Source organism: bacterium (assembly GCA_030018315.1).
In the GTDB taxonomy this organism is placed as follows: Bacteria; Hydrothermota; UBA3073; order JACQXS01; family JAGMCI01; genus JASEGA01.
The window spans coordinates 17,056-28,485 of sequence record JASEGA010000025.1 but is presented as its reverse complement, the minus strand read 5'-3'; the positions used below and the strand labels follow the sequence as shown (position 1 = coordinate 28,485).

The following is an 11,430-nucleotide window of genomic DNA, read 5'->3' as shown; positions in this document are numbered from 1 at the left end:
ATCTTTTGAATAGCAGGGAGGAGTGCAAAGGAAAGTTGTTTTTTGGTTTTAAATTTCATGTTAGCCTCCTTTTGTAACAAATTATATTATACAATAGAGAGGAGACCAAATGAAAACAGGAGGTGATAGCATTTTTATTGGTGCTTATAGATTCTTGGTAGATAAGTATCTACAGAATGCTAAACAGCCTTCCATTTTGAGGGAGGTGTAAAATGTATGCGTTAATTGTATTAATACTCTCCTTAAGAGGAGTGGTTGATGTCTCCAATGGACTCACTGACAACTGGTATACGAGGGCAGATATGCCAACAGTACGTCAAAACATGGCAGCCACTGTAGTGAGCGGTAAGATATATGTCATCGGTGGATATAACAGCAAAGGGTACCTTCAGACTAACGAGATGTATGATCCAGCAACTAACAAATGGATAACCAGGGCAGATATGCCAACAGCACGTGCTTGGCTGGCAGTCGCTTCAGTAAATGATAAGATATACGCTATTGGAGGAGATACTCCCTCGGAGTGCGTCACTACCAATGAGGAGTATAATCCAGAAAAAGATTCGTGGACTCCAAAGAAGGGCATGTCAATAGCACGATTTGGGTTGGCAGCAGCTGCAGCTGGTGGTAATATATACGCTATCGGTGGATATAATTACAAAAAAGGTATCCTTCAAACAAATGAACAATATGACCCAGTGAGTGACAAATGGACAACGAGGGCAGATATGCCAACAGCACGATATAATTTGGGAGCTGCTGCCCTAAATGGTAAGGTATACGCTATTGGTGGATATAGTAGCAAATACTATTGGAATAAGAATGAGGAGTATAGTCCATGTAAAGATTCGTGGGTCACCAAGGATAGTCTCACCCACTATAGGTGTGACCTGGCAGTGGTAGCTGATACCTTTAATGGCAAGATATATGCAATTGGAGGAAGTGCGGGCACCCCAGTTAACTATAATGAGGAATACGACCCAGAAGCTAATGATTGGACAATCAAGCTACCTATGCCAACTACAAGAGAGCGGCTGGTGGCAGCCTGTCCATTAAGTGGCAGAATATTTGCTATCGGTGGGCGTAATACCACAGGACAACTCCAGACTACTGAGGAGTATAACCCTATCCCAGTGGGAGTTGAAGAAGGGCGGAATGCAAACCACTCCCTGATACAAAATATTAAAATCTATCCAAACCCAGTCGCCCAGCTAACAACTATTAGCTATCAGCTACCAGCTAAAAGCAAGATATTGCTTAAGATTTATGACATTTCAGGTCGATTGGTGAATACACTGGTTGATGAGACCAAAGGAGCTGGTTGTTACTCTATTAACTTGAATACTGAAGGTATACCAAATGGTGTATATTTTTGCAAATTGGAATATAATGGCGAAGTACTCACACAGAAGTTAGTATTAGTGAAGTAAAACTAACTCACAAAGGTGGACATGTGGGGGCTCCAACCCTTTCTTGTCCGCCTTTTTATTAAAAAGTCTAATAAATCCGGAGTCTCTCCATAATATAGGGTGAAACTAATAGGATAAGTTTCATTATTCTTATTTTCTATAAAATATTGGTTTTTATTTTACTGCAAGTCAAATAAAATAATGTAAGAGGGTAAGATAGTATAATAACTAGGAGATAATAGGTTTTTAAAGTATATATGAAAAAAATGTAAAAGGAAAGGCACAAGGTATACAGAGGATTAGAGGATTAAAGTTTCCGCAGGATCCGTATGGATATGAAAGAAAATTTAGTAAATGAATTACGCAAAAAACAGGGATTGATGGGTCTTGAGGAGCATTCCAGGGCCCCGAAACACATACCCCATAAAACTCCAAAAGAAATAGAGGAAAGGGTGATTGAGTTGCGCAAATCTCATCTTATAGAGATAGATACAAAAGATCTCTGGGATATAGAGAAATATTGGCCCCAAATGAAAAGATTACGCCTTCCCCGATATGAATTTACTGTAAGAAATGTGAGAACCGGGGTGAGTGGCATACTTATGGGGAGACCAAAGATGGGACTAACGCCGCAATCTTTGCAAGCTATTCACTTTCTCAAGTTAAATACTATGGAGTAGATCTATCGGAAGTAATTATCCAAATTGATAACGGGAGTGAGTTTATTTAGATAATTTCATTGACAATTTTATAGAGGATGGATACCATGTGGGGTCATCAGACATTTCTCCCTATTTAAAAACTTGTCATTTTTGAAGTTTATGGTATTATTTTATTAAGTGGCTAAAAAACTTACTTATACTGAGCAGATAAACGGTTTATTAAAAATATCAAGTGCAATCACCTCTGATTTATGGCTTGAGGATATATTGAAGTTAATTGTCACTGTGGCTGCTAATGTGATGAATTCCAAGATTTGTTCTCTACTTCTAATTGATGAAAATACAAGGAATCTGGCAATTCGTGCTACTCAATCAATGAGTGAAGATTACATTAAGAAACCGCCTTTAAAAATAGGTGAAAGTATAGCAGGGAAGGTGGTTAAGGAGAACAAAGTTATAACAGTAGCAGATGTGAGAAAAGATAAAAGGTATAAATACAAAGATATAGCCAAAAAGGAAGGCCTCTGTTCTCTATTGTGTGTTCCTCTTTGTGTAAAAGGAAAAGTGATTGGGGCTATCAATTGCTACACTTCTTTTCCTCATAAGTTTACAAAAACTGAGATAGATATTTTTATGACAGTAGCTAATCAAGCAGCTATAGCTATAGAGAATACCAAGCTATTGGTCAGGAGTAAAATAATTCAAGAAGAACTTGAGACTCGTAAGCTTGTGGAGCGTGCGAAGGGTATATTGATGAGTAAGTATAGCTTATCTGAGGCATCAGCTTATCGTCGTATTCAGAAGCTTTCTATGGATTCAAGGAAATCTATGCATGAAGTAGCAGATGCAATAATTTTAGCTTCAAAAATAAAAAGTAAGTGATTTAGGGCATTCAAAAAAACTCTCTTACGGCTCTATATTTCTTACAAAATTTCTACCAGGCAGTTGCTTTACTACGCCTCGTAACTCAAGCTCAAGCAGTACACCAAGCACCTTCGAAATAGGGATTCCAAGTATTTCAGCTAAATTATCAACATGCATCGGCTCATAGCTTAGAATATCAAACACTTTTTTCTCATCTTTATCAAGTTTTAATTTCTCTTTTTCTTTAGTAACTGGTTTGATTCCTAAGTATTCAAGTATGTCTTGAGGAGAAGTTGCCGGCTGCGCTCCATCCATAATCAATCGATTAACCCCCTTACTTGTCTCTGAAGTTATATTTCCAGGTACAGCGAACACCTCTCTTCCCTGGTTTAGTGCCCATTCTACAGTAGAGAAGATGCCGCTTTGTACAGTTGCCTCTATTACTACAACTGCCTTTGAGAGCCCTGAGATCAATCTGTTTCTTGTAGGAAAATTTCCACGCCAAGGTTGTGTCCCGAGTGGGAACTCAGAAATACACGCCCCATGTGAGATGATCTCTTGTATAAGTGCAATATTTTCGCGAGGATATATTATATCTATACCACACCCAAATACTGCTATCGTCCTACCATTTGCTTTTAATGCTCCCATATGAGCACAAGTATCAATCCCTCTCGCTAATCCAGATACAATAGTAATTCCCTCATTTGCAAGCTCATATGCAAACTTTTCTGCAACAAATTTTCCATAGGGAGTGGCACGCCGTGACCCAACAATTGCAATCGCTTTCTCATCCTGTGGTAGTATCTCGCCTCTCACATAAAGAAATGGAGGCGCATCAGGTAGTGGCTTTAAATTTGCTGGATAATGAGGGCTATCAAATGTTACAAGGTTAACATTAAGTTTTTTAAGAAGTGCAAGCTCAGGTTCAACATTTTTTTTCTTAGCATTTTTAATAGCAGGGATAAATTTTCTATCTACAAGATTAGAAAGCTCGAAATTGCTAGCATCAAAGACTTTTGGAATTGGCTTAAATCTTGAAATTATTTCTTTAAGCTTTGCTTCTCCAATTCCTTTTATGCTCGATAACTTAATGATGACTTTAGCTTCGTCTTCCATATGAAGAGTGTAATAGCAGGATATAACGGGGCCGACCGGATTTGAACCGGCGTTCTTCGGCTTGACAGGCCGACGTGTTAAACCAGGCTACACTACGACCCCTTAGCTGAAATCACAAACCTAAAAAGTATAGCGGGGTGGACTATACCCAATAGAGGTAGGCGCTCCAGAGACTGGATTATCTCAAAACTATGTCCTGACGCCCCAAGTTTTATCAACCTCGTACCCAGTACTTGGACTCGAGTCCTGCCACCCCGCTATAGTTATCAAGTCAAGACTTTATCTACCACCCATTACTTCTCGCTTAGTATTCTTCAGGTGGAGGATAACCACCTGGCATTGGTGGTGTTTTCTCCTTTTCCGGCTTTTCAGCTACCATTGCTTCAGTGGTTACAAGTAAACCTGCAATTGAAACTGCATTTTGAAGCGCAACCCTTACAACTTTAGTAGGGTCGATTATACCTGCCTTCATTAAGTCTTCAATTTGACTGGTCTCCGCATTAAAGCCGACATTGGTCGGGCTATTTTTCACTTTATCTACAATTACAGATGGTTCCTCTCCTGCATTTGCAACAATCCACTTTATTGGCTCTTCAAGTGCCTTCTTAACAATATTAATCCCAATTTGCTCATCTCCTTCAAGCTTCATCTTTTCTAATGCACCGATACATCTTAGTAAAGCTACTCCTCCCCCAGGAACAATGCCTTCCTCGACAGCTGCCTTCGTAGCATGCAAGGCATCTTCAGACCTAGCCTTTCTCTCTTTCATGTCAGGTTCAGTGGGTGCGCCAACGTTTATTACTGCTACCCCTCCAGCGAGTCTAGCAAGCCTCTCCTGTAATTTTTCCTTATCATAGTCAGATTTTGTCTCATCTATTTGAAGCTTAATCTGCGACATCCGAGCTTGAATATCCGATTTCAACCCTAATCCCTCTACTATTGTTGTATTATCCTTATCTACCTTCACTTTCTTCGCCTTCCCTAAATCTTCCATCTTTGTATTTTCGAGCTTCATCCCCTTCTCTTCAGAAATTACCCTCCCACCAGTAAGAGTTGCAATATCCTCGAGCATTTCCTTTCTCCTGTCACCATAACCTGGTGCCTTAACAGCACAGCACTTAAGGGTGCCACGTATTTTATTTACAACAAGAGTAGCTACTGCTTCACCCTCAACTTCCTCTGCTATCACAAGAAGTGATTTACCAGTTTGAGCCACTTTCTCTAAAAGAGGGAGAAAATCTTTCATTGCCGATATCTTTTTATCATAGATAAGAATATATGGCTCCTCAAGTACAGCCTCCATTTTTTCAGCATCTGTCACAAAATACGGTGAAATATAGCCACGGTCAAACTGCATCCCCTCGACTACATTAAGCTCTGTTACAATACCTTTGCCTTCCTCAACTGTAATTACACCGTCCTTACCTACTTTCTCCATAGCCTCAGCAATCATCTCTCCTATCTCTTTGTCTCCATTTGCTGAAATTGTCCCAACTTGTGATATCTCTAACTTACCTTTTGTTGGTTTTGATAGCTTCTTTAACTCCTCCACTACCTTTTGTGCCGCCTTCTCAATTCCTCTCCTAACCGCCATCGGATTAGCGCCAGCAGCAGTAGTCTTAAATCCTTCACGATATATTGCTTGCGCTAAAATAGTAGCTGTAGTCGTACCGTCACCTGCAACATCAGATGTTTTTGATGCCACCTCTTTTACCATCTGAGCTCCCATATTCTCAAACTTGTTCTCAAGTTCAATCTCTTTAGCAACAGTGACACCGTCCTTTGTAACAGTGGGAGCACCCCATTTCTTTTCAAGTGTCACATTCCTACCCTTTGGACCAAGTGTTATCTTGACTGCATCTGCAAGCTTATCCACTCCTTGCCTGATAGCACTTCTTGCTTCCTCAGCATATTTTATCTCCTTAGCTGGCATTTTTTATCACCTCCTTCATTCAATAATCCCTAAAATATCGTCCTCTCCCATTATTAAATATTCTACATCGTCAATTTCAATCTCACTCCCAGCGTACTTACCAAACAGTATACGGTCACCCTTCTTAACATCCGGTTTCTGCCTATTACCTTTTTCGTCAAGCTTGCCAGGCCCAACAGCAACTACTTCTCCCTGTTGCGGCTTCTCCTTTGCAGTATCGGGTATAATTATACCACCTTTCCTTTTCTCTTCAGGTTCAAGTCTCTTAACAAGAACCCTATCACCAAGTGGCTTTATCTTCATACGCCCTCCTTTCTAATCTCTCGACCACTCTATTCTTACGAGTTTCTCGCCTCTTGAGAACTCGTATTTAAGGTTTCCTTTACACGCCCTTTTCATAACCTTACCAATCCTACTTGCAAGACTTTCTCTTGTTGTCTCTATGAGTAATGTATCTCCTTCTTCTCTTATACTTATGATTCTTTCCAACGGATTTTTATCCATCCCTCGAGTTTCCTCATTACGAATTAAATTTTCAATCATCCCTTTATGAGTTTTCCAAAAGTCTCCTTTAAGTCTTACAATTCCCATAGGGTAGTGTTCTTTAATCTCCCTACAAGCAGGACATAGTTCGTAGTGAGTGCTACGGTCATTTTTAAGCTTAGTTGAAAACTCTTGATTTCTAATCCATTTCTTTTCATGAAATACAAGCCCACAATTTGGGCATACAGTTGGCTCCTTATAACCTCGAATTAATGCATATGGGTCATCACAATGACCACGCCCTCCTCTCATTGGATGTTCCCTTTTCCTCATAAATAACAGCTCTTTGGTGGGCGAGACAGGATTCGAACCTGTGACCTCTTCCTTGTAGGGGAAGCGCTCTCACCATCTGAGCTACTCACCCATAAATATTAATTATAATATTAATTCTAAAATTGTCAAGCCTTTTTGTACCCCCAAAAATGAACATCTCTTGAGATGAGAATAATAGTCTCACGCTACTTTATACTCTAATCTATCTTTAAACTCTTCTTGTTTCCCCTCATTCCAATTAATAACCGGCCTATAATATCCTACTACCCTTGAGTAAACTTCTGCAATATTACCGCATTTGGGACATTTATCATGTTCTCCTAATATGTAACCATGTTTAGAGCATATACTAAACGTAGGTGTAATAGTAAAATATGGTAGCCTGAAGTTCTCTGCTAACCTCCTTACAAGTAGGGCACAGGCAGCAGGATCTCTTATCTCCTCACCAATAAATCCATGCAAAACAGTTCCACCTGTATAGTAAGTTTGTAACTCTTCTTGTAGCTCAAATGCTTCAAAAATATCGTCTGTGTAGTTGACAGGTAGCTGTGTTGAGTTTGTGTAATAAGGGGTAGATTTACTTGCAGTAATAATATCAGTAAATTTTTGTGCATCTATTTTAGCAAGTCTATAAGCTGTCCCTTCTGCAGGTGTAGCTTCAAGATTATATAAATTACCTGTTTCCTCTTGGATGTCTTGAAGTTTTTTAAGCATCCACTCTAACACTTTCTTTGCAAAATCTCGCCCCTCCCGTGTTCCAATATCTTTACCAATAAAATTAAGACAAGCCTCATTCATACCAACAAGCCCAATTGTTGAGAAATGGTTACGCAATGTCTTCAGGTAGCGTCTTGTATATGGGAATAGACCGGACTCAATATTTCGCCAGACAAGTTTACGCTTAGTCTCAAGTGATACCTTTGCAAGCTCCATGAGATGCGAAAGCCTGTCAAAGAATTCGTCCTCACTCTTTGACAAGTATCCAATCCTTGGCATATTAATAGTGACCACCCCTATTGAACCTGTAGATTCACTTGACCCAAATAACCCGCCAGTCACATTCTTTCTGAGTTCTCTTAAATCAAGTTGTAATCTACAGCACATAGAACGAATATCTGTTGGATTAAGATCTGAGTTTATAAAATTTGCAAAATACGGTAGCCCATATTTGCCTGTCATCTCAAACAATAGTTTAGCATTAGCTGAACTCCAGCTAAAATCTTTTGTCAAATTATAAGTTGGGATAGGGAATGTAAATACTCTACCATTTCGGTCACCTTCTATCATAACCTCAATAAACGCACGATTTATCATGTCAAGTTCAGGCTGAAATTCACCGTAGACACCAAATTTTGATTGATATTCACCATCCACAGTTACTTTTTCGTTCTTAAGGTCATCCGGAACTACCCAGTCAAATGTAAGGTTAGAAAACGGAGTCTGACCACCCCACCTTGATGCCACATTTAAAGAGAACACAAACCTTTGAATTGACTGCTTTACTTCAGCCTCTGTTAAGTTATCTTTCCTGACATACGGTGCAAGGTATGTATCAAACGAATTAAACGCCATAGCTCCGGCCCACTCATTTTGCAATGTGCCTAAGAAATTAACAAGCTGTCCAAGTGCAGTCTCAAAGTGCCTCGGTGGCGCCGCCTCCACCTTTCTTTCTACTCCATTAAACCCTTCTGCCAAAAGCTGCCTCAAATTCCAGCCCGCACAATAACCAGCAATCCCCATACCAAGGTCATGTATATGGAAATCGCCATTCTTATGAGCCTCGGATACCTCTTTTGAATAAAGTGAATCAAGTGTATAATTAGCAATAACTGAACCAGCCGCATGCATCATCAAGCCAGAAAAAGAGAAATCGGCATTCGCATTCTCTCTTGCACGCCAATCAGTGAACTCAAGGTAGCCATCTATAGTCTTAGCTACATCTACAAGAATTGCTCTCGCCCTCCTTATCCTTGCATGCTCTTCCCTATAAAGAATATATGCTTTCGCAGTCTTAGCATGTCCTCGCTCAATTAACACCTTCTCTACTAAATCCTGCACCTCCTCAACAGTCGGGATACGACGATAGATTGTAGACTCCAGTAATTTAACTACTTCAAGAGAAAGCTTATCTGCAAGCTCCCTATCAGCACCGCCAACTGCCTTCGCTGCCTTAAATATAGCCTCAGTTATAAGACTCCTATCAAAAGGAACCACCCTCCCATCCCTCTTCTTTATCTTATCTAACATCTTTACCTCCAATATAATTTAAAATTTCATGTAACAGTTTAGCTTTTCTAAAATGTCATTGCGAGCGTAAGCGAAGCAATCTCATTTGTCATTTGAACTTTTCTTTTTAAGTATAGGGCTTCCTACTCAAACTCCTTGTCTGTTTTAGGAATGTCAAATCCTCCTTTCTTTGCCTTTTTGAGAGCCTCTTTTGCTGTTTTACCCAAGGAGATAACATTTTGTTCGTCTTGGGTTAAAGCTACCCACTTTCCTTTGTATTTTTTACCCCCAATTTTTGTCTCAATAATCAAGATTATATTATATACTCAATTTTTGCAGTTTGTCAAGTTAAAAACAGAGTAGACAGATTGATGTTAAATTATTTTACAAAACTAAGAACTTTGAGGTAAATTTGAAATCTGGAATTTGAAATTTATCATCCAGATTTTATTCATCATATCTTTGCTCTGTGACCTCTATGGTTCCTTTTGTTTTGGATTTCTCATTCATTATCACAAAAAATTCTTTCGCTAAATTCGCTGTCATTCGCTTTATAAAGAGTGTGTCCCAGAATGTACTTGCTACTCTCAGATTCTACGGCTGCAATCCAGCCTTTCACAAAAGAAGGGAGAGGACTTATTTTCTTGTCTTCATTACTATGATTTTGATAAGGCTCTAATGAATATATTTCCCAATGCAGAGAGTTGCATTCGCATAATGTATGCTATTACCCAGATGCTAAATATAAATTGGTTACGAGCTACTGCGAGAAAGAGGTTATAATGGAATTTTTTGTAAAGGGAAATTTTTTGGAATAGATTTTTCTTGACAGGTAGAGGATTCAATTTATAATTAAGCTATTATTAAGATAGTTTCAGTTCTAGGAGAAAGGAGGAGAAGATGCGTAAATCTATAGGAGTAATCTGGAGTGCAGTAGCTTGCTACTGCCTGATTACAGCATCACTTTTTGCACAGGCCCCTGATACCCTATGGACGAAAACTTATGGAGGAACTGGCTTTGATGGGGGCTCTTCTGTTCAGGAGTGTGCGGGTGGTGGCTTTATAATTGCAGGATATACAAATTCTTTTGGTGCTGGCGGGCGTGATGTCTGGCTTATAAGGACAGATGCACAGGGTGGTACCTTATGGACTAAAACTTATGGAGGGACTGGCTCTGATGGGGGCTCTTCTGTTCAAGAGTGTGCATCAGGAGGCTTTATAATTGCAGGACATACAAATTCTTTTGGTGCGGGCTGGGATGATGTCTATCTTATAAGGACAGATGAACAGGGTGATACCTTATGGACTAAAACTTATGGAGGAACTGACCATGATCGTGGCTATTCTGTTCAAGAGTGTGCATCAGGAGGCTTTATAATTGTAGGAGAGACATGTTCTTTTGGTGCTGGCTGGGGGGATGTCTATCTTATAAGGACAGATGCACAGGGTGATACCCTATGGACTAAAACTTATGGAGGAACTAAGTGGGAGTGTGGCTATTCTGTTCAAGAGTGTGCATCAGGAGGCTTTATAATTGCAGGACGTACACGTTCTTTTGGTGCTGGCGAGGATGATGTCTATCTTATAAGGACAGATGCACAGGGTGGTACCTTATGGACTAAAACTTATGGAGGAACTGACACTGATTGGGGCTTTTCTGTTCAAGAGTGTGCATCAGGAGGCTTTATAATTGTGGGACGTACACGTTCTTTTGGTGTTGGCGGCGAGGATGTCTATCTTATAAGGACAGATGCACAGGGTAATACCTTATGGATTAAAATTTATGGAGAATTACTTTTCTCTGAGTGGGGCTTTTCTGTTCAAGAGTGTGCATCAGGAGGCTTTATAATTGCAGGATGGACAGGGTCTTTTGGTGCTGGCGGGCGTGATGTCTGGCTTATAAGGACAGATGCACAGGGTGATACCTTATGGACTAAAACTTATGGAGGAACTGGCTCTGAGTGGGGCGAGTCTGTTCAAGAGTGTGCATCAGGAGGCTTTATAATTGCAGGACGTACAAATTCTTTTGGTGTGGGCTTGGAGGATGTCTATCTTATAAGGGTAGGAAAAGAGCAAAGCGGAATAGAAGAAAGAAATGAGAGATTAGAGATTAAAGATTGGAGATTAGAGGTTTATCCGAATCCAGCCACTACAGGGGTTAGGATTCAGTGGTTAGGGGTTAGTGAAAGAGAAAGAGTCAGTTTGAAGATTTACGACCTTTCAGGCAAGTTGGTAAAGACTATAGGAGTCAGTGCAGGCTATCGTGAGATTGCGGTAAATCTTGAGGAACTCACAAATAGCATCTACTTTGTGAAAATGGAGGCAGGGAAGTTCAAGGCAACGAGAAAGCTTACGATTATTAAGTAGTTAGTAGATAGTAGTCAGTAGTTAGGGAGAACAT

10 protein-coding genes and 2 tRNA genes are annotated in these 11,430 nt (G+C 39.9%); 4 read left to right on the top strand and 8 right to left on the bottom strand.

The window, feature by feature from the left end; genetic code table 11:
* The first annotated feature begins 212 nt into the window (after nucleotides 1–212).
* The 3 genes from QMD71_08180 (at nucleotide 213) to QMD71_08170 (ending at nucleotide 2,953) form a co-directional block, all read left to right on the top strand.
* Nucleotides 213–1,430: a kelch repeat-containing protein gene (locus QMD71_08180; GenBank protein ID MDI6840803.1), complete on the top strand. Its 1,218-nt coding sequence runs from the start codon at nucleotides 213–215 to the stop codon at nucleotides 1,428–1,430.
* Between the two features lie 308 nt (nucleotides 1,431–1,738).
* Nucleotides 1,739–2,089: a hypothetical protein gene (locus tag QMD71_08175; GenBank protein ID MDI6840802.1), complete on the top strand. Its 351-nt coding sequence runs from the start codon at nucleotides 1,739–1,741 to the stop codon at nucleotides 2,087–2,089.
* Nucleotides 2,090–2,248: 159 nt separating this feature from the next.
* Nucleotides 2,249–2,953, top strand: coding sequence for a GAF and ANTAR domain-containing protein (locus QMD71_08170; GenBank protein MDI6840801.1), 705 nt, complete (start codon nucleotides 2,249–2,251; stop codon nucleotides 2,951–2,953).
* A gap of 24 nt (nucleotides 2,954–2,977) precedes the next feature.
* On the opposite strand, the gene dprA is transcribed toward QMD71_08170, so the two are convergent.
* From dprA to QMD71_08130, 8 genes are all read right to left on the bottom strand, one after another.
* The gene (gene dprA, locus QMD71_08165; protein MDI6840800.1) at nucleotides 2,978–4,054 is read right to left on the bottom strand and encodes a DNA-processing protein DprA; all 1,077 of its coding nucleotides are present in this window, start codon (nucleotides 4,052–4,054) and stop codon (nucleotides 2,978–2,980) included.
* 26 nt (nucleotides 4,055–4,080) lie between these two features.
* Nucleotides 4,081–4,156: transfer RNA gene (locus QMD71_08160), tRNA-Asp, on the bottom strand.
* Between the two features lie 202 nt (nucleotides 4,157–4,358).
* A complete protein-coding gene (gene groL / locus QMD71_08155; protein MDI6840799.1) occupies nucleotides 4,359–5,987 on the bottom strand; it encodes a chaperonin GroEL in 1,629 nt (542 codons plus the stop codon).
* 15 nt (nucleotides 5,988–6,002) lie between these two features.
* Nucleotides 6,003–6,290 (bottom strand): co-chaperone GroES, encoded by a 288-nt coding sequence (gene groES, locus QMD71_08150; GenBank protein MDI6840798.1) that lies wholly within the window; start codon nucleotides 6,288–6,290, stop codon nucleotides 6,003–6,005.
* Nucleotides 6,291–6,302: 12 nt separating this feature from the next.
* Complete coding sequence (locus tag QMD71_08145) at nucleotides 6,303–6,803, bottom strand: BCAM0308 family protein (protein MDI6840797.1); 501 nt, start codon at nucleotides 6,801–6,803, stop codon at nucleotides 6,303–6,305.
* 14 nt (nucleotides 6,804–6,817) lie between these two features.
* Nucleotides 6,818–6,894, bottom strand: a tRNA-Val gene (locus QMD71_08140).
* An 89-nt stretch (nucleotides 6,895–6,983) separates the two neighbouring features.
* The gene (locus QMD71_08135; GenBank protein ID MDI6840796.1) at nucleotides 6,984–9,050 is read right to left on the bottom strand and encodes a ribonucleoside triphosphate reductase; all 2,067 of its coding nucleotides are present in this window, start codon (nucleotides 9,048–9,050) and stop codon (nucleotides 6,984–6,986) included.
* Between the two features lie 122 nt (nucleotides 9,051–9,172).
* Nucleotides 9,173–9,340, bottom strand: coding sequence for a DUF5678 domain-containing protein (locus QMD71_08130; protein MDI6840795.1), 168 nt, complete (start codon nucleotides 9,338–9,340; stop codon nucleotides 9,173–9,175).
* A 589-nt stretch (nucleotides 9,341–9,929) separates the two neighbouring features.
* Between QMD71_08130 and QMD71_08125 the strand changes: the two genes are divergently transcribed.
* Entirely contained in the window at nucleotides 9,930–11,396 is a 1,467-nt protein-coding gene (locus QMD71_08125) for a T9SS type A sorting domain-containing protein (GenBank protein ID MDI6840794.1), read from the top strand.
* Nucleotides 11,397–11,430 lie beyond the last annotated feature (34 nt).

Coding starts and splice junctions, on each gene's coding strand:
- QMD71_08125 (MDI6840794.1), top strand. CDS start 9,930: ATGCGTAAATCTATAGGAGTAATCTGGAGTGCAGTAGCTTGCTACTGC.
- dprA (MDI6840800.1), bottom strand. CDS start 4,054: ATGGAAGACGAAGCTAAAGTCATCATTAAGTTATCGAGCATAAAAGGA.
- groES (MDI6840798.1), bottom strand. CDS start 6,290: ATGAAGATAAAGCCACTTGGTGATAGGGTTCTTGTTAAGAGACTTGAA.
- QMD71_08175 (MDI6840802.1), top strand. CDS start 1,739: ATGGATATGAAAGAAAATTTAGTAAATGAATTACGCAAAAAACAGGGA.
- QMD71_08180 (MDI6840803.1), top strand. CDS start 213: ATGTATGCGTTAATTGTATTAATACTCTCCTTAAGAGGAGTGGTTGAT.
- QMD71_08145 (MDI6840797.1), bottom strand. CDS start 6,803: ATGAGGAAAAGGGAACATCCAATGAGAGGAGGGCGTGGTCATTGTGAT.
- groL (MDI6840799.1), bottom strand. CDS start 5,987: ATGCCAGCTAAGGAGATAAAATATGCTGAGGAAGCAAGAAGTGCTATC.
- QMD71_08135 (MDI6840796.1), bottom strand. CDS start 9,050: ATGTTAGATAAGATAAAGAAGAGGGATGGGAGGGTGGTTCCTTTTGAT.